At 44.6% G+C, this 23639-nt stretch carries 17 protein-coding genes; 5 read left to right on the top strand and 12 right to left on the bottom strand.

Annotation, left to right across the window (positions count from 1 at the left end; genetic code table 11):
* Positions 1-98 precede the first annotated feature (98 nt).
* A complete protein-coding gene (locus tag DYU05_RS00445) occupies positions 99-449 on the top strand; it encodes an RNA recognition motif domain-containing protein (RefSeq protein ID WP_117381031.1) in 351 nt (116 codons plus the stop codon).
* On the opposite strand, the gene DYU05_RS00440 is transcribed toward DYU05_RS00445, so the two are convergent.
* Positions 446-2905, bottom strand: a complete 2460-nt coding sequence (locus DYU05_RS00440; protein WP_117381030.1) for a glycoside hydrolase family 95 protein — start codon at positions 2903-2905, stop codon at positions 446-448. The genes DYU05_RS00445 and DYU05_RS00440 overlap by 4 nt on opposite strands.
* A gap of 146 nt (positions 2906-3051) precedes the next feature.
* On the opposite strand from DYU05_RS00440, the gene DYU05_RS00435 reads away from it, so the two are divergent.
* The gene (locus DYU05_RS00435; RefSeq protein WP_133300137.1) at positions 3052-3885 is read left to right on the top strand and encodes a hypothetical protein; all 834 of its coding nucleotides are present in this window, start codon (positions 3052-3054) and stop codon (positions 3883-3885) included.
* Positions 3886-3888: 3 nt separating this feature from the next.
* On the opposite strand, the gene DYU05_RS00430 is transcribed toward DYU05_RS00435, so the two are convergent.
* Together DYU05_RS00430 and DYU05_RS00425 are read right to left on the bottom strand one after the other, a co-directional pair.
* The gene (locus DYU05_RS00430; RefSeq protein WP_117381028.1) at positions 3889-4278 is read right to left on the bottom strand and encodes a hypothetical protein; all 390 of its coding nucleotides are present in this window, start codon (positions 4276-4278) and stop codon (positions 3889-3891) included.
* A gap of 143 nt (positions 4279-4421) precedes the next feature.
* Positions 4422-4703, bottom strand: coding sequence for a hypothetical protein (locus tag DYU05_RS00425; RefSeq protein WP_117381027.1), 282 nt, complete (start codon positions 4701-4703; stop codon positions 4422-4424).
* 175 nt (positions 4704-4878) lie between these two features.
* On the opposite strand from DYU05_RS00425, the gene DYU05_RS00420 reads away from it, so the two are divergent.
* Positions 4879-5244, top strand: a complete 366-nt coding sequence (locus DYU05_RS00420) for a VOC family protein (RefSeq protein WP_117381026.1) — start codon at positions 4879-4881, stop codon at positions 5242-5244.
* Positions 5245-5350: 106 nt separating this feature from the next.
* Here the strand turns inward: DYU05_RS00420 and DYU05_RS00415 are convergent, their stop codons facing one another.
* The 7 genes from DYU05_RS00415 to DYU05_RS00385 all read right to left on the bottom strand — a co-directional run bounded on the left by DYU05_RS00415 (position 5351) and on the right by DYU05_RS00385 (position 19704).
* The gene (locus tag DYU05_RS00415; protein ID WP_117381025.1) at positions 5351-6484 is read right to left on the bottom strand and encodes a glycoside hydrolase family 76 protein; all 1134 of its coding nucleotides are present in this window, start codon (positions 6482-6484) and stop codon (positions 5351-5353) included.
* Positions 6485-6496: 12 nt separating this feature from the next.
* A complete protein-coding gene (locus tag DYU05_RS00410) occupies positions 6497-8770 on the bottom strand; it encodes a GH92 family glycosyl hydrolase (protein WP_117381024.1) in 2274 nt (757 codons plus the stop codon).
* A 102-nt stretch (positions 8771-8872) separates the two neighbouring features.
* Positions 8873-11050 (bottom strand): type 1 glutamine amidotransferase family protein, encoded by a 2178-nt coding sequence (locus DYU05_RS00405; RefSeq protein WP_117381023.1) that lies wholly within the window; start codon positions 11048-11050, stop codon positions 8873-8875.
* Positions 11051-11119: 69 nt separating this feature from the next.
* Positions 11120-11878, bottom strand: coding sequence for a DUF3823 domain-containing protein (locus DYU05_RS00400; protein ID WP_117381022.1), 759 nt, complete (start codon positions 11876-11878; stop codon positions 11120-11122).
* Positions 11879-11890: 12 nt separating this feature from the next.
* Complete coding sequence (locus DYU05_RS00395) at positions 11891-13801, bottom strand: RagB/SusD family nutrient uptake outer membrane protein (protein WP_117382893.1); 1911 nt, start codon at positions 13799-13801, stop codon at positions 11891-11893.
* Between the two features lie 10 nt (positions 13802-13811).
* Positions 13812-16961 (bottom strand): SusC/RagA family TonB-linked outer membrane protein, encoded by a 3150-nt coding sequence (locus tag DYU05_RS00390; RefSeq protein WP_117381021.1) that lies wholly within the window; start codon positions 16959-16961, stop codon positions 13812-13814.
* A gap of 187 nt (positions 16962-17148) precedes the next feature.
* On the bottom strand, positions 17149-19704 hold the full coding sequence (locus DYU05_RS00385; protein ID WP_117381020.1) for a Kelch repeat-containing protein: 2556 nt from the start codon (positions 19702-19704) through the stop codon (positions 17149-17151).
* A gap of 188 nt (positions 19705-19892) precedes the next feature.
* Here DYU05_RS00385 and DYU05_RS00380 point away from each other — a divergent pair, with 188 nt between their 5' ends.
* A complete protein-coding gene (locus DYU05_RS00380) occupies positions 19893-21326 on the top strand; it encodes an SDR family oxidoreductase (protein WP_117381019.1) in 1434 nt (477 codons plus the stop codon).
* Here the strand turns inward: DYU05_RS00380 and DYU05_RS00375 are convergent.
* Both DYU05_RS00375 and DYU05_RS00370 read right to left on the bottom strand, forming a co-directional pair.
* Complete coding sequence (locus tag DYU05_RS00375) at positions 21323-22210, bottom strand: phosphatidylinositol-specific phospholipase C/glycerophosphodiester phosphodiesterase family protein (protein WP_117381018.1); 888 nt, start codon at positions 22208-22210, stop codon at positions 21323-21325. The genes DYU05_RS00380 and DYU05_RS00375 overlap by 4 nt on opposite strands.
* 90 nt (positions 22211-22300) lie before the next feature.
* Entirely contained in the window at positions 22301-23173 is an 873-nt protein-coding gene (locus DYU05_RS00370) for a glycoside hydrolase family 25 protein (RefSeq protein WP_235853918.1), read from the bottom strand.
* Between the two features lie 139 nt (positions 23174-23312).
* Here DYU05_RS00370 and DYU05_RS00365 point away from each other — a divergent pair, with 139 nt between their 5' ends.
* Positions 23313-23639 (top strand): hypothetical protein, encoded by a 327-nt coding sequence (locus DYU05_RS00365; protein WP_117381016.1) that lies wholly within the window; start codon positions 23313-23315, stop codon positions 23637-23639.

Genomic DNA, 23639 nt, shown 5'->3' with positions numbered 1-23639 from the left:
GCTAACGGCTGCAGATTTTTGAGACCTTGTGGCGCCAAGTTAAAAAAGTTATATTAGTGGAAACGGTTTAGGTACTTTTACCGTTAAAGTGATTACTTATGGTAAAATTATTTGTCGGCGGGTTTCCGCTGGATATTGAAGAACTTGAACTGGCTAAGATAGTGGCGGTATATGGCGATATAAGTACCCTCAAGATCGTTCGTGATAAAAAAACAAGGGTATGTAAAGGTTACGCCTTTATTGAGATGGTAGATCGTGCCGGTGCAGAAGCTGCCATGGAAGCGCTGGATGGTACTTCATTCGCAGGTAAAGTGCTATCTGTAAAGATAACAGAAGAACCTGCTGTAACACGCCCTAAGCCTGGTAATTTCCGTCCGGCACCTAATCGTCCTCCGCGCCCTACCGGCAGCGATGACCGCCAAAGGCGCCCAAGAAGGACTATTAACTAGTTAACTGCTGTAATAGAATACTTCACACCCGGCCTGGTTTCAAATGAAGTCACATAGTCAAAATCTGTCTTTTCCACTTTAGTAGCAACCCCCTTTACATTAATCTTTCCGGAGGTACGCACCTTGCAGATGCCTCCTTTCAAGGATAAAATAGTTGCTGATTGTAACTTCTTCCTGACCCAAATCATATCTACCTGGAAGTTTCCACGGGCTTTTAAACCTCTAACGGTTCCGGTTTCCCAGGCATCAGGCAGCGCTGGCAGCATGTAAATATCGCCTAACTGGCTTTGCAGCAACATTTCGGTCATACCCGCTGTACCGCCAAAGTTGCCATCTATCTGAAACGGCGGGTGAGAGTCGAACATGTTCGGATAAACGCCTCCTCCATGATGAATATCTGTTTGTGCAGCCGAATTGGACTTCAACAGTTCGCGTATAAGCTGGTAAGCATGGTTGCCGTTTAATAACCTCGCCCAAAAGTTTAGTTTCCAGGCAAGGCTCCATCCGGTGCCGTCATCACCCCGGATCTCCAAAGTTTTTAGCGCAGCTTTAGCAAACTCCGGAGTGGCTATCGGCGAAATTTGTTTACCGGGGTATAGCCCAAACAGATGCGAAACATGCCTGTGGTGCGGGTCTACGTCTTTGAAGTCTTTATACCATTCCTGCAGGTTACCAGCTTTGCCAATATGCAGCGGGTACAGTTTGTTTCTTTTCTCTATTAACAGCTTTCTGAACCCGGCATCATTTCCTAATTGTTCTGATGCATCTATCAGGTTCGTAAACAGGTCATAGATGATGGACATGTCCATGGTAGTAGCAACGGACACTTCACCCTGGCGGCCTTCATCGTCAATATAATCGTTCTCCGGTGATACAGATGGTGCTGTAACCAAATACCCATCTTTGTCTTCCACAAGCCAATCAAAACAAAACAATGCGGCTTCTTTCATTATAGGATAAGCCTGTTTTTGTAAAAAGTCGCGATCCCGGGTAAACTGGTAATGCTCCCAAAGGTGCTGGCAAAGCCAATTGCCACCCATAGCCCAGTTCGCCCATTTGGGATCACCATTGCCTACGTCCCCCACTGGATTTGATTGCGCCCAGATATCGGAATTGTGGTGTGCCACCCAGCCGTTTGCATTGTAAAACTGCTTTGCCGTAGTCTTGCCAGTAATAGCCAGTTCCTTTATCAGCCCGAACAATGGCTGGTGCATTTCCGACAGGTTAGTGCTCTCAGCAGGCCAGTAGTTCATCTGCGTATTGATATTGATGGTGTAGTTAGAGCTCCATGGAGGGCGCATCTCGTTATTCCATATGCCTTGCAGGTTGGCAGCTGTTCCGCCCGGCCGGGAACTGGAAATAAGCAGGTAACGCCCATACTGAAAATATAATGTCTCATAATCCGGATCATATGCGCCGGCGGTGTAGCCGTTGATACGTTCATCCGTAGGCAATACGGCATTAGGCGTTGGCTTGCCCGGGGCAATGTTTAACGATACGCGGTTAAAATATTTCTGATAATCTGAGATGTGTGCTTTTCTCAGACTTTCATAACCTTTTGCTGCTGCTTTATTAAGATACTCTCTGGCTATGCGGTGTTCATCTTTATCCTGGTTGTGGTCAAAACCATTAAAACTGGTAGCAGCCGACAACAGCAAGGTTACCTTTGTAGCATTCTTAACTACAATCCCATTGTTGCTAGTTTCAACAGTTCCGCCGTCATTTATAGCTTTTATTAACAACTCGTAGCGCATACCGGCGCTCTTAGCTGTGTCCTGATAAACTATATGGTCCCGCTTAGGATTGTAATAACTAGGGTCGGCGTGAACGGGTGCTTTACCACTCAGCCGCAACTCACCAGAGCCTTCTTTTAATAAAGTAAAATGCACCAGGCTGCTGGAATTTACTGTAAAGTTTAACTTGCCCGGCTTGTCTGCTGTTAATCTGAGTACCATTACCTGATCAGGTGATGAGGAGAAAGCCTCACGATGATAGTTCACCCCATCAGCTGTGAAATTAGTGTTGGCTATAGCTGTTGTAATGTCCAGATCACGATAGTATTTGGTTGCGTTTGTATCTTTTAGTTGCTGTTTTATAAAAATGTCCGCTAACGGCAGGTAAGATTCGGTAAACAGTCCTTGCATCTTTTTGGTTAGCCGGCTAGCCTCCTTATAATCGTGCTTGTTTAACAATGCATCTCTAACCTGCGCCAGATACTTTGGTGATTCGGGGTTCACATTACTCTTAATTGGCCCGCCGGTCCAAAAGGTGCTTTCATTTAATTGGAGGTGTTCGTTCGCAACCCCGCCAAACACCATCGCTCCTAACCTCCCGTTCCCAAGCGGCAGGGCTTCCGTCCAAACTTTAGCAGGTTGTTTGTACCACAACTTCATTGGGCGCTGTGCAGCGACTATCAACGGCAAAAAGCCGAAAGTGATACATAGGAAACGTTTCATAAGGAATACTTGTCTGGTTTACAATTAAATCAATAATACGCAATTATATCTTCCAGGCAAACATTAGTTATCATATCTCGAAATAGATTAACTATCCTTCATATCTTCTTTACTGTCAATTAACATCGTTAATGTTTATTGCAGCTATGAAAAAACTGCTACTTATATCCTGTCTGTCGCTGGTTACAGTTACTATTAAAGCGCAACAAACACCTGCCCTCGGAATGCCAACCGTTAGCTCCGGCCGCGTTGCTTCACAACCGTTTTTATTTTCTGTAAATACCCTTACTCCTGAAATGACTAAATGGAACATGCAGTATTCCGGAAGTTATGGTGAACGTGCTGTTACACCGTTCGGGTTCAACGGTGTAGACCAACAGCTAGCGGTGAAAGGTTACCTGGGCAACAGGTTTACGCTGTTCGCCAATGCATCGCTCGGCTTTGCGCGTTCGGGCGGTGTGAACAGTTACCAGCAGGTAGAAGTACTGCGCGACGTTTTAGGTGGCCGTAATGCTTTTGGACCGCGCGTAGGACTGGGCCTGGGCGCCAGCCGTGACTGGTCGAACGTAAAATCTTTATTTAGCAGACTGGCAGTGTCATTTGATGCAGCATCATGGAAGATTGGAGGTAATATGCGTTTTGAAAAAGCTTTTGACAAGAACAGAGATAATATAGATCTTATTAGCAGCGTTGGTTTTCACCACCGGATAAAGGGTGCTTTTTTTGCAGGTATTGAAGCTGTAGGGCAAGACCTTGAAGGTTTTTGGGATCAGGAAGAGGCGGAGGGCGGAGCCAAGTTACTGATTGGCCCATCGCTTAACGTTGCGCCTGTGGGTTCCAGGCTTAGCTTTTCGGTATGCGGCGGGCCTATTTTCTACGCAACACGCAGCAATGTCGCGCCATCGGCAGCTATCAGGGAGCTGCCATCATCAAACGGCTATACTGTACGTGTGCAGGCATCGTTTGCACTCGGCAGATAAGAACTACTTAGCTTCTTCAGCTTCTTTCTTAAGAATGGCAGCTTCGGCTTTTTCAACTACTATGCTCTGCCGCAGCAGTCCAAAAAGACTCATGTAAACGTTGGCTATCCAAACCAGCGCAAAACCTGCTATAAGGTATCCCCTCCAGTCAGGCAGGAGTAAATGGAACTTAGTTATAAAAAGAAAGAAAAAAGTCACATAGTGACTAAAGCAATATTCGCAGGTAAATAGATAAAAAAACTTGCGAGCAAGCAGGCTGCGCTTGTCTTTTGTTTGTTTAATGCAGTAGTCGCGTGGTTCGCGAAATACTTCCTCGTGGGTTACTGTCCACGCAACGCAGGCGATAGGTATAGCGAGCAAAAAAAGCCAGGTAATTTGAGTGGTAAGTTCCATTACACTTAAACCTGCAATTACATTACCTGTTTGCTGTTAAGTAACATTTAACTTTCAAGGTATGTATCAAATCTAAGCTATCCAAATGAGTCAACTTATAAAGGGCTGAATTTAGCCCTTTATAAGTTGACTCTTACTTTAACTTACTCCCTGTTTACAAATTTGTGGAAGGTGCTTTGCTCTCCATCAGCTTTCTTGTCCTGGTATAAAAAGTCGAGTTTGTTGTCGTCAAAGTTCTCGAAGAAGTCTTCCCAGCTAATTTCTTCAAACTTGTCGTCATTGTCGCTATTCTTTGGAAAGTGTATTCGTAGTACGCCGTCCGCGTCATCTTTACCTGTATCCTTTATTTTAGCCGGCACGCCACCGCGTGATTCAGCCCATTTCTGAATTTTCTTGTGATCGGTTGTTCTTACTGACTCGCTCATAGCTACTATAGTTAGATTAATAATGTAGAATAACAACGCTAGCGCAAACGATGTTTGAAACTTTATTAACTTTTAGTTTATTTGTTGATTTTCGCAACTATTTTTATTGTTGATAAGCATAGTAGTTATGCAGATAAGATGTTTATCTGCTAATTTGCGCAATACGCCTAATCATATGGAACATAAAGCTAAGTCACTCCGGCCTTTCATTGGATCAAAAGACTTCAACACATCACGCAGCTTCTATCGCGATCTCGGTTTCGAGGAATTTGTCATTTCCCCCAACATGTCAGTATTTAAAACCGGGGCAATGGCCTTTTACCTGCAGGACTACTATCAAAAAGACTGGATCGAAAATACAATGATCTTTTTGGAGGTAGATGATGTAAGCCGCTTTTGGGACGAATTGGTTGTTCTTGACCTACCTTCGAAATATCCCGGAGTAAAGCTTACTCCTATGAGGATACTGGATTGGGGCCGCGAGTGTTTTGTGCACGATCCGGCAGGAGTGCTGTGGCATTTTGGCGAGTTTAACAGCTAGTACATAGAGGCCGTTAACTGCAATTACTTTATCAACTCCGAATTTTACAACAAAGGCGCTTTCCAAATGGAAGCGCCCGATTATAGATAGGTATTGTAGAGTCTGGTTATTGTTTTGGCGGTACCAACTGCATAAAGGTTACTATGCTACTGGCTTCGTAAGATTGTATGTCTCCGGTTGGGCAATGGATAGCGTAGTTACGAAAAGTTAAATTGCGTTCGGTATCCCTGTTTTTCCATCCTGTGTTCACGTTGGTTTGTATCCAATCCATATACTGCGGTTGGCCACCATCATTTATCAGCTGCATAATATATTGGGCGAAGATCGTTTTCAGCACTCCTTGCTCATTAAAGTCACCCTCAGCAGGCAACAGGCCATTGGTGCCCATTTTGTTCCTGGTGTAATCGGCAACAAGCTTCGCATCGTTTAGATAACTTTGGTCATTAGTTTCTTTAAAGAGCGTAACCGCAGCACCTATAGCAGTACCCTGATTATAGGTATAATCTTCGTAACCTGCCGGGTTGTTGCCGATTTTATGGTCGGCTATACGGCCGCTGGCATCCATTAGGTTAGCTTTAGCCCATGCGTACACAGATTTTGCTTTAGTTAAATAAGTTGCATCGCCGGTAAGCTTGTACAAGCGCACTGCCGCTATTACGGTTGGATAGTTGATACAAGCGTTTTTGCCGCTATGCTTAAAATCCCAAAACATGCCGCCATCAACCGCGTCGTATGAGCCATTCCATACTCGTTCAAAACCAGATTTTGCTTTTTGCAGGTATACGTCGTTACCCGTAAGCTGTTTGGCACGGGCCAGCGCCATTACCCACCACATCATATCGTCGTAGATGAACCAGGTAGTGGTATTATCCCAGTTATAACCATCGTACTGGTTATAATTACCCTGGTAAATGTCGTTGATCATGGTCAGTTGCGCTGGATCTTTGGTACGCTCGTATACGTTCATGGCCATGTCCCAGTAAATGGCCTGTGTCCAAATAGCTGCTACACCATCCCGCCTGGTACTGCCATAATAGAGCTTTTTTGATGCATCGTAGAAGTAACGGTTAAATGCGGTATAAGCAGCGGTTGCATCAGCGGCAGTGAAGCTGGTTGGTGTTATAACAGGTGGTGGATTAACTGGCTTATCCCCTGCTGGTTTAGTGCCCTCGTTTCCCTTACTGCACCCTAGTGCTGTAATAAACATGCTTATTGCAAAAATATAAAGTACTTTTCTCATAGATAGATGAATTTATTTATCGTTTGTGAGTGAGTAAGGTGCGTTGGTTGGCTTGGTACCGCGTTGTTTGTTAGGCTGAGACGACATACCAAAGTTGAGTACAGCACCTTTCAGCAATGCGGAGTGGCTTAACCAATTATAGGTGTACGGTTTACCATTAACATTAAGGCTGTTTACATACCGGTTGTCGATACTGTTTTGAGGCGCGTTAATGTTGATAGTTTTACCATTCTCCAGGATAAGTGTTACTTTTTTAAACAACGGCGCACCAATGACATACTGATCGCTTGCGGGAGTTACCGGATAAAAGCCCATTGCAGAGAACACGTACCATGCGGAGGTTTGGCCGTTATCTTCGTCGCCGCAGTAACCGTCAGGAGTCGGTTTATACATCTTATCCATCACATCACGAACGTGCTGTTGTGTCTTCCAGGGCTGGCCTGCGTAATTGTACAGGTACGTCATGTGCTGTATAGGTTGATTGCCATGTGCGTACTGGCCCATACCTGCAATCTGCATCTCTCGTATTTCGTGAATCACTGAGTGATAATAGCTATCATCGAACACGGGCGGCAATGTAAATACCGAATCGAGCTTAGTTACAAATTTTTGATTACCACCCATCAGGTTGATAATACCTTGTACGTCATGAAAAACGCTCCAAGTGTAATGCCAGCTGTTTCCCTCGGTAAAAGCATCGCCCCATTTAAATGGATTAAAAGGTGTTGCAAAACTGCCATCCTTATTTTTGCCGCGCATCAACCCGGTTTGCGGGTCGAACAGATTTTTATAATTCGTTGCTCGTTTCCGATAGATTTCAGTTTCAGATGCAGGCCGACCAAGTGCTTTACCCAATTTGTAGATCGCGAAGTCGTCATAAGCATATTCGAGCGTACGTGCTGCGTTCTCATTAATCTTTACATCGTATGGCACATAGCCGATCGAGTTGTAAAACTCCACTCCTCTGCGGCCTGTAGCGTCCGGACCTGTGTTATTGGCACCATGTAGCAGGGCTTGATATAAGGTGTTAATATCATATCCCCTTCCGCCTTTCAGGTAAGCCTCTGCTACAACAGAAGCAGAGTTGTTACCAACCATAATATCTGCATAACCCGGACTGCTCCACTCGGGCAGCCAGCCGCCTTCTTTGTAATCGTTGATGAGGCCTTCCTGCATTTCTTTGCTCATGGATGGGTAAACCAGATTTAGGAAGGGGTATAACGCCCTGAACGTGTCCCAAAAACCAGTACCTGCAAACATATACCCGGGTGTAATCTTCCCGGTGTAAGGGCTGTAGTGTACAATTTGGTTTTTAGCATCAAACTCGTACAACCGATTCGGGAAAAACAGCATCCGGTACAGGCAGGAGTAAAAAGTTCTAATCTGGTCGGTAGTGCCGCCGTCCACTTTCAAGCGGCTCAGCGTTTTGTTCCAGGTGTCTTTCGCTTTTTGTTGGGTGGATGCGAAACTTTCGGTTCCGATCTCGCGCTTGAGGTTAAGTTCGGCCTGCTCTATACTGATGAACGATGATGCAACGCGCAGATGAACCTTTTCGCCCTTAGTGGTTTTAAAGTTGAGCACAGCCCCTGCGTGATCGCCTGTATACTCCAGCTTACCTTCGTCAACATCTTTATTATGCCAGGCCGATGCCGTAAACGGTTTATCAAGGTAGATGACAAAGTAATTTTTAAAATTTGCAGGGACAGAACCGCTGTTGCGTGTACTATAACCTACTATCTTGTTTTCGCCAGGAATGATTTTGACATAAGAACCTTTGTCAAACGCATCGATCACAATGTGTGAGCTGTCACTCTTTGGGAACGTGAACCGGAAACTTGCCGCACGCTCCGTAGGTGTAATCTCTGTGGTAATGTCGTAGTCTGCCAGGTACACGCTGTAGTAATAAGGCCGGGATACCTCTGCCTTATGCGAGAACCAGCTGGCACGTTCAGCATCTTCCAGCTTGATCTTGCCAACTTCCGGAAAGATGGAGAACTGACCATAATCATTCATCCAGGGTGAAGGCTGGTGTGTTTGCTTAAAGCCGACAATCTTGTCGGCGTTGTACGTGTATTGCCAGCCACTCCCCATCTTGCCTGTTTGTGGTGTCCAGGTGTTCATGCCCCAGGGCAAAGCAATTGCCGGGTACGTATTCCCATTAGATAATGAGGGCTTGGAATCAGTACCCATCAACGGATTTACCAGATCGGCAAGGCTAGCGGTGTTGGTTTGTGCCGATGACAACAATGGCAGCAAAGCAAGTACAATTAAAAGTGTTCTTTTCATTTATATAGATGTAGACGGTTATAGTATTTACGACCATACTAGCCATACACAGGTAAGCCCGTGTATGGTAGCAGTGGCCGCACTTAAACCAACCTCAAAAGTTTACCAACTTAATTCAACCTTTATTCCTTCAGGATCATTTGCAAAGCCCAGGAACACGGTTTTGGACGATGCATCCCAGGACGTTTTTACATCAGCAACCGGCTGCCCTTTGCTGTCTGTCACCTTGATAACATTGGGTTTCCCGGGCAATAGTACACGCATACTGTTCAGGGTTTGTATTGGGCTTTTCACCACAAAAGAGTACCTGGCGCCTTGTACCTTTTCTTCGTAAGCGCGTGCCGCAGCGGCCAGCACCTGTGGTTTTGTTTTGTTAACGATCCGGTTCACGTTATACAGCAGCGACTGCTCGCCAGGGTTTACCACCTTTTCGGCTAACACCGGCAACTGTGGATCGAACAGATCTATCACGGGCCCTTTAATGTTGTAAGGCTTACTGTCGGCGTTCTCATCCATTACAGACACTACGTCGTAAGGCCCTCTTTCGAGGTAAAGACTGTTTTTGAACAGCAGCGTACCGGCTTTAGCGTCCTGTTCATACCCGGCTTTCACTACATCGATGAATTTCGGATCGGCGTTGGCATCCAGCACAAACTCTTTGGGGTTTTGCCTGATGATGTATACCGTACCTTTACCGTAGCTGTACTTCTGCTTTGCTGATGCAGCATTGATGTTCATTAGCTTAAATAAGTGTTGAGAGGGCGCGGTAAACTTGTTACCCTTTGTATCCCACCAGTCCATCACAGTTTGATAAGGATCGTCGTCGCGGCCGCAGTAAATAAGCACACCACCCGCTTTCACCCATTTAGCCAAAGCCGCATGCACATCGGCAGAAACCGGCTTCATATTAGAATAGCTTACCACCAGTACTTTGATACCTTTTAAAGTAGCAGCATACTGCAGGTTTTCCATGTGAACGGTTTGCACCGGCACGCCGCGCTTAAGTAACGGCAGTGTCTGCCCATAGAAGTTAGAGAACTGGGGATCATCGTAGCCGTTATGAGTAGGAAACCGCTGAAACATCAGCGTGTTACTCATCAACACACCAATTCCGTTTACTCCGCTGACACGAGTAGGTGATTTTGGCATGCTGTTAAGCGCATTCACCATTATCTGCATTTGAGTGGAATAGTATTGCGGTATTAATACCTTTTCGTTGCTGTTAGCAACTTTATACGGGTGGGTGTAAATACGTTCCGGCCATGGCATTACTTCGTAATCTGCAACCATCGGGTATAGCAGTTTGGCAGTAAATGTTGCCTGGTAATTTTTTTTATAATCGGCCCAATCGCGCGGCCAATCTTCAATAGGATCCGTCAGGAAGTACATCTTACGACCGGTAGGAGCCGTCATAGACACCATTGAACCATATTCCAGGAAAGCGTTCTCGAACACGCGCTCTTTCTTTTGTCCGTCGTAAAAAGTCGGCTCGCGGGAGGTGCCTGTCCAAACCTGTGCTATGTAGCCATCTATACCAGGCAGCGATGCAAGGCTCGCCTCCGGACTAACAATTTGCCACGATGAATAATTTACCAGTGAGTGGGTGGCTATGTAAACTTTTATGCTTTTGCCTTTGCTCCTGCCGTAAGCCTTGGCGTAATTAGATGTTTCTTTAATCGCCTCGTAATATAAATGGTACTTGAGTTTACTGGATAAATATGTGTTTTCTGCAGATTCGTGCTGGGGTTTCCATGGAAATCCGTAGTACTTTTGCCACTCTTCTTTAAACGGCGCGCTATAACCGGCTCTCGCCCAAAACTCGGGTTCCTCTAAAAAGATGTCAGTTATACCCGCGTCTATAACCCTTTTTATTACCGCGGTTTTCATGTATTCGACAAACGATTTCACCGGCACCACATAGGGCATATCCTTTCCATGAAAAATAGTATCACCTTTAACGGTAACCTGGCCTACGCCTAAGTGGTTGATACCATCCCATTTACCGAGAAAATAGTCTTTGTATTCGCCCCAGGCAATACCCGTCATGAACTGTGTTTGGTAACCGTGGTCGCGCCAGGATTGTACACGTTGCTCAAAGGTCATCCCGGGCCTATCGTTCACGCCATAAACGATAGCGATGTCCGATCGTACGTCTATTTGGGGAATCCATGGGCTGCTGGTTTGGAACGCAGTCTTTTGAGGTAGCGCAGCAGTTTTTGGTTGTGCATAAACGCCAGCAGATAATGCTATTGCGCCAATGCTTAGGAGAATCTTTTTCATAGGTGTAGTTTAAGCCAGTTCTCCGGAGGTGCTTACGCGTCCTCCGGGAAAAAGCAGATCAGATATTTCTTAAGGAACACTTATCGTTTTCACATCTGTGTAGTTGTAGTACTTCAAGCCGTAATCGGTCCTTGCACCTATACGCAGGAAATAGTCGCGCTTGGTTGGTAGTGGTCCTCCCTTTGTGGTTAGGGAGATAGTTTGACCCAGTTGCGCGTTTGCAGATGATCCATTGAAATCTATCTGCGGCGAATAACGATTGTCATAATTGTTATTACCCACAAATTTGTTAGAATTCAAGAACAGATGCACATCAGTTATATTCTGCTGAAAAGCAGGATCATTAGTACCTCTTGTAATTTTAAAGTTTACAGTTACCGTTCCATCATTGTTAAGCACTGGCTCTCCTACCCACTCGATACGTAAAAATGGGTCGACAGAAAAATTAACGGTTGTAGTGCCTTTTATCTCAACGGTCTGGCTTTTATCAACCGTCGTAGCGCCACTTCCATCGGTTTGCACCATCGGTACAAATGCGCCTTCGGCACTTATCTTATTAGTACCGGGGAATAGCTTTGTATAGTTAAACGTACCATCCTGCATTGATGAAATATAGAAAGGCGTTGGGTTATCACTCCAGCTGGTCTCCAGTAATTTGATACGGGTGCCGCCGCCACCATTTTCGGTTTGTAGGGTTTTGCCTGTGCCAGCATCTATTACGCTACCTGTAAGTGTTTCGTTAGGCGAATCGTAATTGTCAAGTTTCTTGCATGAGCTTCCCGCAAGGGTAATGGCGCATACAGCTATCGCATATAATATCTTCTTCATGTTTTTACGCAATTAATAACCTGGGTTTTGTATTAACTTCTGGCTTTTCTGTATCTCACCGCCTGGTATCTCCTCGTAGTACCAACGTACATCAAAGGTGTACCGAACGTTGCGCTCATCGGTTCGCGCATCAAAAAAGTACTTTTTGTCAGCCGCCGAGTAAAATGGCATCAACACACGATATATAGTCGAGTTTTGTTCTTTATCAGCAGTTCTCCACCTGCGCATATCCCACCATATCTTATTTTCAAAACCAAGTTCTTTTCTTCTTTCTTTACGGATAATATCTGTTGTTAACTGGCCGGGCCCTGTGAGTAAGGTAGCTCCCGCCCTTTCACGAATTTGGTTGATGTCCATATAGGCATCCTGTTGGTAATCTTTATCGTTCTGGCCTAAACTACTTAGTTCAAAGGCTGCTTCGGCACGGTTTAGCAATACTTCAGCGTAACGCATTTCGATCCAGGTTTGGTCAGAACGGTTTTCCAGCACTTCTGATGTTGGTTTATCTGGCACAAGCCATTTACGGATAGAGAAACCTGAAATAGCACATGTACCATCACCGGTGAACACGCCGCTTAAGCCAGCAGGATTAAGTGTGCTACCATCAGGTAACTTATATGGAGTTTGGTTGGCATTAGATGATTGCACAATATTACTTGTTGGGTAATTAGACGTAGAACCAGGAGGAAGCAGCGGACTGATACCGCCGTTTGATGGCCCTGTGTAAATACCGCGACGAATTTCTATACTCTGTCCCTTGAACTGATCACCAGGAAGTATCACGGTTGCACGAAGCCTTGGTTCGGCATTGGCAAACAGGTCCATGGTATTGGAATATAAATCATATTTGCCGGCTGTTGTAGTTTTGATTGTACCATCGGGGTTCCTGGGCAATCCGTCAAACAGCTCTACGTAATTTAGCGTAGGGTTCACTTCCGAAGAATACCCGTTCGCACCCATCAGCTGTCGAGGCACATTGTAAGCATCGTACCCGTGAACAGACTCAGGATAGTGGTATTCTTTTACAAACACGTTCTCCGGGCTTGTCTCATCAAAAAACATGTTTACATAGTTTTGAAACTGAGCTTCCTTATCGCCAGCTGCCCAGGCTTTTTTATACAGGCTGTACTTCGGTGCCACTAATAAAGCTGCATCGTAAGCGGCTTTAAAATAGGTAACAGCTTTATTGACAGGTATACCACATACCCTGTTGCCCGCTGCATCAACCAACGTTGTTGTGTTGTATTTAGCTATTGAGCCGGCGTAAAGCATTGCCCGCGATTTAAAAGCTGCCGCTGCATACTTGTTGGCACGGCCAGACTGATTAGACTCGGACATGTTGGTGTATGCGTAGTCAAGGTCGGCTGCTATAAAATCGTAAACAGCTTCCTCTGATGCGCGAGCTATATTAAGATCCTCAACATTGGTGGTTGGATATTCCAGCACCTTATCTACCAGCGGTACACCTCCATAGCGCTTTACCAGCGCAAAGTACGTAAGTGCGCGTATGAAACGTGCCTCGCCTAACCAAGCGTTAACCTGAGCATCGCTGTAAGTGCTTTTATACTTAGGCATATTCTCCAGAAAGTAATTAGCATCCCTAATCAGCTTATAACAATCACTCCATGGCGATTCGCCCACGTTCTCCTGCATGGCACCATTCTGATCGCGGCTTAATGCTTCGCCTGTTACGGCCGGGAACGGACTGATGATCCAGAAGAAATTTAGGCCGCGCTGCGGTGAATAACGGAAATCTTCTATCGGCAACTGGCTGTAAATACGTGCCATGTAGGCCTGTATGCCACCGGTGCTAGTAAATACGTCTTTATCCTGTATGATATTGATAGGAGGTACATCCAGCTTTTTGCATGCTGTTGTAAAGCACACCAAAAAGCATATGATTATGTATATGGTCTTTTTCATGTTGTTGATGTTATAGCTTAACATTTACGCCAAGTGAGTAAGTTTTGTTAAGTGGGTAGAGGTACCCATAAGTGCTGGAAGGATGTTCCGGGTCCAGGTACTTAACCCCGGTGAAGGTTAGCAGGTTGTAGCCATTCACAAATATCCTGGCACCTTTAATGCCTATCTTTTTCGCAAAACCTGAACTGATGCTGTAACCCAGTTCGGCAGATTTTAGCCTGATGTATTTGGCATCCTGAATGTTAAACATGGAGTTTACATCTGCAGTGGTACCAGTAAGCGCGTAGTTACCAGGTATCCAAACTGTATTAGGATTGTAAGGATCAGCATTTGCATCTGCCGGATGATATCTGTCCAGGAACATACCCAACGCGCTGCCACCACCCCAAAGAGGTATGTTCAACTGTTCCTGATAAGAAACACTTACACCGCTTGCACCCTGCCACACGGTATTGAAGTCGAACCCTTTGTAAGCGCCACCAAGTGTTAAACCAAAGTTGGTTAATGGCGCGCTGTTGTAAGCTATCGGGTGCACGTCGTCGTTGTTGATCTGCCCGTCGCCGTTCCAATCCTCGTAGATATAATCACCCACTACTGCATTACGAGATACAAACTGTCCGCTGTTCAGGATATCCTGATAGCTGGTGTACCTTCCACCTTCGCCGTAGCCCCAATAAATGTTATTCCAGCGATTGTTTTGATTGTTATGCCAGTTTAGTTGAGAGTTGCCAAAGCGAGACTGCACAACCGTACGGTTTTGGGTTCGTGCCCATGATACGTTACCTCTTAAGAAATAGCTAAACGCACCGAGATGATTGCGATGGCTAAGCTCTAATTCGAACCCCTGAGTGCGATCGCTATTTAAGTTCTCCTGCGGAAGGTCTGCACCAACAACGCCTGGCAAATTCAATATTTGTGTTGCAAGCAAACCGGTGCGGTCACGACGAAAAACGTTGACGGTAGCACCTAATAGGCCGTTCCATGCTTCCAAGTCCATACCGATATTGTAAGTTTCGGCGTTGAACCAGGTAAGGTTAGGGTTAGCTATACCCAGATTCTCAGTACCATTAACAAACGTACCGTCGAACACTGAACCCGGAGGCAGCTGGTTGTTAGACCCATTTGCAGGGTAGCGGTAACCTGTAAGGAACTGGTAAGCCAGTGCGGAGTCATCCCCTACTTTACCATAAGATGCCCTTAATTTCAGATCGTTGATGAATGATAGCGCTGTTGAATTTTTCCAGAATCCTTCCTGAGATATTCTCCAGCCTAATGAACCGGCCGGGAAAAATCCCCAGCGTTTCAAAGGCGAGAACCTTGAGGAGCCATCGTTACGAAAACTAAATTCTGCCAGGTACTTACTTTTGTAATTGTAGTTGATACGACCTACAACAGACTTATTGGTGTAGTTATATATATCGCCGGAGTTTGCAGAACCTAGCTGGTTTTGGGCACTTCCTGAAAATAGTTGATCTACAGCTAAAGAGAGTTCACGCTGTGCATAGAAATTATCTTGCTGGCGGTTATTCTCTTCATATAATAATAAGCCCGTAAAACTATGATCACCAAAGCTACGGTCGTAATTAAGCGACAATTGCATTAGCGTGCCCGGACGCTCGAAAAACTCTCTGCGGAAAGTAGCAGGTGTTTGGTTTGGCACAGCCTGATAGCTGTCGCTATTTGCATCGTAGTTATACTGGTTGTAAGATTTTTGGTAGATGCGGTTGCTGGAGCTGTAATAGTCATAACTAAACAACCCCTTAGCGCTAAGCCCTGGTACGAAGGGCACCACGTACGTAGCCGAAAGCTGCGATTGGAACCACTTGTTGTTATAAACCCGGTATCCATCAACATCGGCATCAGCAAGTGCCACCGGGTTAGAGCCGTCAACCTGGCCAACATTAAGATAATCTGGATTGTTGTTTGCGTAAATAGATTGTGTAGGTACTTGTCTCCAGAACGAACGAATTATCCACCACGCATCCTGGTAAGGCTGGTTCTTTTGATCCATAGTACCATTCAGGTTCACATCTACCGTAAGGTTTTTATTTACTTTAGCAGAAAGGTTCGACCGTAGGTTGTAACGCTTATAGTTAAGGTCGCCGCTGCGAAGAAAACCATCCTGATTGGTTATACCCGCACTGATGAAGTAGTTGGTATTTTCGCTTCCGCCAATAGCATTTAAATTGTGCTGTGACTGGGGTACTTTATTCTTAATTACAGGCGTATACCAGTCGGTAGTTACACGCTGGCCGCTGGTGTAAGCGTCAAAATCGGCTTGAGAATATTTTACCTGGCCACCGTTCACATTATGCAATAGCTGCTCATTCACCAGTGTCATGTAATCAATTGCTTCAACCGGCTTCGGCAAGCCTGATGGTACCTGGAAACCATACGTACCGGAGTAGTTAAGTTCCATTGATCCTTTTTTACCTTTTTTGGTAGTAACCAAGACTACACCGTTTGCCGCGCGCACGCCGTAAATAGCAGCCGCAGCGTCTTTCAGTACTGACACGCTTTCGATATCATTTGGGTCAAGCCTGGTGATGTTATCCCGTGGTACCCCGTCTATGATCACCAGCGGATCGCCAAACCCACGAATACTGAAGGAGTTGTCGAAGGAGCCCGGTTCAGCTGAGTTTTGCGTAACGCGTAAACCGGCTACCTTACCGGTTAGCGAGTTCAGCACGTTCTCGTTCTTGGTGGTTACTATCTCGCTACTGTTTACGGTGGCAACAGAACCTGTTACCGTAACTTTCTTTTGTGTACCGTAACCTACTACTACAACCTCATTGAGTGTAGAGGATGCTTGCGTTAGTGTGATGTTAACTGAAGGCTGGTTAGTAATAGGGACTTCCTGCGCTGCGTACCCTAAAAAGGAAAATTGCAATGTTTGACCGGAACTTACTGCAATGGTGTACTTGCCATTTACATCTGTTACAGTAGCGGTGTTTGTCCCTTTAACTTTAACGGTAACGCCGGGCAGCGGACCGGCATTGTCAGACACTTTCCCGGTGATAGTGTTTGTTTGTGCAAAGGATGTACTCCATAGAAGTACCAGCAAGACGGATATAATGCAACATTGCACCGCCCTCCCCATCTTCACACCATAGCGTATACCACGGGGGTGTACACCATAATTGGTAAAATTTTCATCCATAGGTTGTTGGTTATAATTGGTTTTTGATGCCGGTTTGCAAAGAAGTAATTGGTAAGTCCTCCTTTAACCGGCAAGCAAGTATAGATGGGGATGTATTAAAATGGGGGTTAAAAAAAGGGTTAACCCGCTTAAAACTTTGTTAACCGAGCATAATTAACCTAATTATTAAGAAGTTTAATTGGAAATGCTACCGGCAGATCTTCTCGAAAGGAACATGATATTCACTATCGAGCGATTTTTGATACTCTGCTGCAAATTCGTCGTAAACCCTGCGAGCAGTGTCAACACCTTTAATCCGGCGAAGAGACTTGAGTTTATATTTTAATGCAACGTCATTAAACGGATCTATCGTCAAGGCAATGCGAGAGAGCTCCAGCGCGCGCTTGTGGTCTCCAGCTTCATATATTCGTTTTACTTCGGGCAGCAGTACTTGTAACAACAATTCTTCAAATTCGAGTTTAATATTGTCCAGCCACGTCTCGGGCAGCTCCTTCAAAAGGCTGCCACGGCTAAACAAGTCGAAGTATCCGTTAACAAACGCCTCTGTAGTAAGGTCGTGCTGATGCACTTGATCGATTGCAGAACTGATTACAAAGTAATCGCAATAAAAACCTTCATTGATCTGGAAACGGTAGGTATCATTTATAAAGGTAAGCTCAATACCATCAAAATCGGCAAGGATGTTCCTTAGGTGATTGAGCGTTACGCCCCGGATGTTCTTGGTTTTTGTAACATCTTTCTCCGGCCAAAGTGTAAATGATATTTTTTTGGAAATCACCCCTTCGCCTTCCCGGCTGTTCAGTAATATCAGTATAAATAACTGTTTTATTTTCGGGCTGAAAAGGTAAGTTATATCCTTCCCAGCTTTGTTATATGCATTAAACTCGCCTAGCAGATACACCGCGTTTGGTTTTTTTTCGGCCTTTTTTCTAGAAGAAGGATCAAATACCAATTGTTCCTCAGCATCAGCAACAGCAGGTTTTGATTTCTTCTTCCAAAGCAAATAAGCCACACCACCTGCAGTAGCCGCCGCGGCTACTGCATACCACCAGTATTTACCTGTGCTGGCTTCTTCGGGTTTTTGCGCCTCAAGGTAAGCCTGTGTAGTTACAGGCGGACCGGAAAGCGTAAGGATACGTATGGTTGATTGCGTTGGCGATGTAAACTCCTGGGCAGTACAAATAAAAATATCCTGCGTGGCATCGTAGAAAAGGTTGAAGTCACTTTCTATACGTTCCGAAGTGACCGGGATAGTTCCGCTAACAATCTCGTATGATCCATCCTTGATTGAAAATTTATACAGCCCAAGATTGGTTTTCGGTTTTTCGTGCGGATAACACAATGCGTAAAAATATTTCTTATCCTTAGAAATAATGAGGTTATTAGCGGATACAAAAGGCTCTTCTGCAGGTGTTATCTGCCAAAGCTTTTTAATTGTATGGGTAGTTAAATTGAGCCTGTATAAATCGTAATAGTGCGTACCACCAACTATTTGATTACCCGACTGGTTGCCATAGCCGCCAAACACATAAACCTCATTGTTGTTATCAGCCTGGCTGCTGCCCGAGAAAAAACGAGGTGTTATAGTATCACCTTTAAATTCAAGTTTTTGCCATTTGTCTAGCGCCTGGTCGTACTTAAAAAGGTCTTTGTGGTACTGGAATGAACCATATCCCCCAAAAAGATAAAGTTCTTTCTGATCCCGGTCGAAAAAAGAATTATGATGATGTCTTTGGTCGCGGATGGAGCCTTTACCTAAAAGCTGCCAGGTAAGTGTGCTCAGGTCAAGAGCGGCAATGCTTTGATTACTATCTGCCGGCAAAGCCTCATAGGCATATACCTTATGCTGATTTGTATTTACAACACTTTTGCCCAGTACCAGCTTTATTGGTAAAGTGTTCTTGTAAGACTTTTCTGAAACGACACCATCTTGCACATTATATTGCAGTAGTCGATCTTTCTCGAACACAAACAGGTTTTGCTTCTCCGCATCAAAATTCAGCCCTGCAACATCATTAAACGTGCGCTGAAATTTAGGTGTCCAGAAATAAGATTCGTTGATGAGCCACGAAGGGTGATCTACATAGCCGATAGCGTCACCTTCCTTGTCGTGCACGGCGCTGCCTTTCCATTCGTTTAATGGAAAAAAGTATTTCTCATCTTCATTGCCAATTTCAAGGTCCTTCAGCGCCATTTTAGGCACATCAGAGTAATGCGGATTGCGGCCAAACGTGATCGTGGGTGTTATCTCCTGTTCAAAACCAAACTCTTTTGCTTTATACCATTTGCCATTAACTAAAAAGGCAACAGTATTGGCCGTTAAGTTTATGTCCACCTTTACAGGTATCCAGTGCCGTTTCTTCAATTGAGAAAGCTGCAGGGGTATCTCTATCTTATTGCTCTTACTATCAATGTTAAAATTAAGTGTTGGCGAGCCATTATGATTGTAGATATAGGTCAGGCTATACGAGTTATTATGCGTGTCGGTAATGTTAAAAACGTAGCCCAGGTGGTCGTTATCCCATAACGACAAATCAAAACTGATAATGAAGCGGTCTTTAAAGGTGGGTGGCTTGTTGGCAAACACTACGTAAGAGGTGCGCTTGCTCATTAAGCTGTCGTTAGAATTAAACTGCAGGCTCTGCGCTTTGCAATTCCACACACTAACCACCAACAGCAACAGAGTACAAATAGCATTATGTACCGGCGTAAACGGCGATATAAATCTACCAGTTACTTTCATCAGAATACCAAGAGGACGGCGTATTGACTTAAACAAGAAGACAAATTTAGCGTTTTTACAACAGTAACAAAGGCAATCCAACGCGTAGTAAACATCATTTCTTTGGCAATTACACTATTCCTTTTTTGGAAAAGGAGCATTCAACTTATAAGGTTGGAACAATAGCCGACGCTGTACGTTAAACAGTTATGAAGATTCTACTTACTGGTGCTACCGGTTACATAGGCAAACGATTATTACCAGTACTGCTGGAAGCAGGGCACAATGTAGTTTGCGCCGTACGTGACAAGGCACGGTTAGATATAAAAAAATACAAACCCGAACTTGTAACGATAGTTGAAGCAGACCTGCAAAAAAGGGAGACGCTGGATCAACTCCCTAAAGATATAGATGCAGCATATTACCTGGTTCACTCCATGAGCATGAGTGGTGGCGATTTCAGTAAGGAAGAAAAGCTCTCTGCGGAGAACTTCGTTGCCTACGCCGATAGTACCACTGCTAAGCAGATCATATACATGGGTGGCATTGTTAACGAGGACAAATTAAGCAAGCACCTAGCGTCACGCAAGGCGGTTGAAGAAGAACTGCGTAAGAGCAAAGTACCGGTAACTGCATTAAGGGCAGGCATTATAGTTGGATCGGGAAGCGCGTCTTTCGAGATCATCCGCGATTTGGTGGAAAAACTACCCGTAATGATCGCGCCCAAATGGCTCGAAACGAAGTGCCAGCCGGTGGCTATCCGCAATGTAGTGCAATTTCTATCAGGCGTACTGCTTGACGAATATACTTACAATAAACATTTCGACATTTACGGCCCGGATACACTGACCTACAAGCAAATGCTAATGCAGTTTGGAGAAGTAAGAAAGCTAAAACGCAAAATTATAACGGTGCCTTTCTTTTCGCCAAAGCTCTCTTCCTACTGGCTGTACTTTGTAACTTCAACCTCCTACCCACTTGCTAAGAACTTGGTAGATAGCATGAAGATTGATGTAATAGCAAAAGAAAATGAATTGCCGCAAAGGTTGGGTATTAAGCTGATTCCCTATAAACAGGCAATTGCTATAGCATTCGAAAAAATTGAGCAAAACCTGGTTCTTTCCAGTTGGAACGATGCAGGCGACAACAAGATTTTTGCAAGAGGACTTTCTAAACATATAGAAATACCAAAATATGGCGTGTTTAAAAACGCCCAGACCAAAAAGGCTAGCGATCCGCAAAAATCACTGGAAAGGATATTTTCCATTGGTGGCCGTAACGGCTGGTACTATGCCAATTGGCTTTGGGGCTTTAGAGGATTTTTTGACAGGCTTTTTGGCGGTGTAGGTCTGCGCAGAGGCAGAAAAAACGCAGCAGAAGTCTCTCCCGGTGATGCATTAGATTTTTGGCGCGTAATTTTAGCCAGCAAGGAAGAGAAAAGGCTTCTACTTTATGCAGAAATGAAGTTGCCCGGCGAGGCCTGGCTGGAATTTAAAATGGATAAAGACAATTGCATTAGTCAGACCGCAACATTCAGGCCGCTTGGGCTCGCCGGGCGTTTGTATTGGTACGCTATGTTGCCATTCCACTTTTTTATTTTTAAGGGAATGCTGGACAAAATAGCTGAAAAAAGTAAAACTTAAGGAAAATCCACACCGTCCAGAGTGATGCTTTGCTCGTTCAAGTCGGTCATTGCGGCATAAGCATCAGCCCGTGCAAGCAAAAAGTTTCTCAGGCGGGGTAATTGATCTGTATTAATAAGGTCTACACCACAACTTAATAGCTCTCTCCAAACGTTTTCGTTTTCCGGCGAAGCCCATAATCTTACCTTTTTACCATATTTATGCGCCATTTTTACGTAAGCAGATAGATGCTGGCGCTGCTTTAGAGGTAAACTTCCCTTTCCGTTCCACTTCAGCATTTTAGAGTACTTGCAGCTTGCTGTTTGATAAACATTGGTAGAGAGAGTATCCTTGTAGGTTTTTGTAAGGTCTTCATCAATAAAAGCCAGTCGGCTTTTTTGTTCCTTAATAATCTTAAATGGCTTGTTACCGGTAATTACTACTGTTACCGGGCGTTGCACAATCTTCCCGTTTTCGTAACCTGAAATTATCGAGCTGTATTTGTTTAAAAGTATGTTCAACGCCTGGTAAGTTTTCTCTGCGTTCGATTTAATGTCAATCATCAGCGTAACCGGCCCTAATGGCCGTGCAGCAAGGTTACTGCTGCCATTTACGCTTGCAAGTAAGGGCTTAAGGTACAAATCTTCAAGAGTACCTTTATTATCTACCATGGGCAGTATATGTGCTACCACAAGCTTACCGTTCCGCAAAAATATATCTGCTTCTAAATTGGTAAACCCATTATCCAGGGCATCGTATAAAGGGCGTTTATGAAAGTAGTCGTTGTGTGCAAAAGCATTGAGCATTGTTGTTTTTTGTGCGCAAACAGAGGTGCTTACAAAAGCTGCTAATGCAAAAACAAATACCTTAATGTAGTTCCCAGCGCATGATTGTCTTCCGGCCATGTAGTCGATAATTGATTTTGTAATTTACACAACTATGACAATAGCGAAGAATTTAATTTAAAATACCATTTAAACTTTCGAGTTAAAAGGTCAGTGTATCAGTAGGTTTTGAAAGGCAACGCTATCTCCCTTATAAACGTTAAAATCTACTGCATGATTAATGCCGGTAACTCGCCCTTTATCTGAGTGCTGCCAAAAACGCCACTTGGTGTTGTTACTTAACTTCAATTTAGGCTGATAATAGTGCGCTATCCACAAAGGGTAATCATCAAAATACCCGTCGAGGTAGTCTTTGTAGAATTGAATATTTGCGTAAATAATGGGCCGTACACCTGTTTTGTTCTCAACATGCTTTACAAAAGTGGTAAGCTCTTTACGCATTTTTTCCGGAGTGGTACCATCCAGTACTTCAATATCAACTACCGGGGGGAGGTCTCCTTTTTCCATTTTTACGTTCTGCAGAAAAAAACGCGCCTGCCACAGCCCATTTTTACGTGGACGAAAAAAGTGGTAAGCACCGCAAGCTATGCCCACTTTTGGCGCTTCGCGCCAATTGCGTTTAAAGTAGGAGTCTACAATCAGTAACCCCTCGGTGGCTTTTACAAAAGCGAAATTAATGCGGACACTGTCCTCCTCCATAGCTCTTACCTTAGCCCAGTCGATTTTGCCTTGCGCGTAAGAAACGTCTATACCGTGAATCTTATATCCTGACGGTATCCGTATTTTAAAGCTTTTGTACGTGCGATAGTGCTCATCCTCCCCTATGTCCTTTATCCAACGCCATGCTCCGGTAAAGCCGTTAAGAATGTATCCATAGTAAAACGGAGATAGCAATATTAATATCAATCCGGCAAGCGCCACCTTCCACCACTTGTTAGAAACAGGCGCGGCTTTCTTCTTGCGTGTTGCAGGTTTTCGGGGGGAACGCTTGGGAGACGGCTTGGTTGGTTTAGCAGTAGGCACGGCACAAAGATAAATGATGTATACTTATCGGGTGAGGCAAAGCGCCTTTTATCTTTACAAACCACTGATATGAACGCAGCAGCAAACCAAAGGCTATTTTATAAGTTTGTTCTTTATATACACCTCATTTATCACACCGATGAAACAGAAATTTCACTACGCTACCGTTACAGAGGCAACAGAAAAACTACAGGAACAAGGCTTTGATTTAAACTTTAGTTTGGAAGGCAATCACTTAAAAGCTGATAATGAAGCTTATCCTGCCGAAGATTTTGAGATTGTTGATTTATACCGCTACGAAGGTGTTACCGACCCTGCGGATGAGGCTACCGTTTACGCCTTGGCCTCGGCAGCCGGACAGAAAGGAATTCTGGTTACCGGATACGGCTACTCGGCTGATGCACAGGCCGAAGACGTTTTGAAACAGTTGCATTACAAGTATCAGCAAAAAAATGGAGAACAATAA

Source organism: Mucilaginibacter terrenus (assembly GCF_003432065.1).
GTDB classification, from domain to species: domain Bacteria; phylum Bacteroidota; class Bacteroidia; order Sphingobacteriales; family Sphingobacteriaceae; genus Mucilaginibacter; species Mucilaginibacter terrenus.
This window is presented reverse-complemented; position numbering and strand designations above follow the sequence as displayed.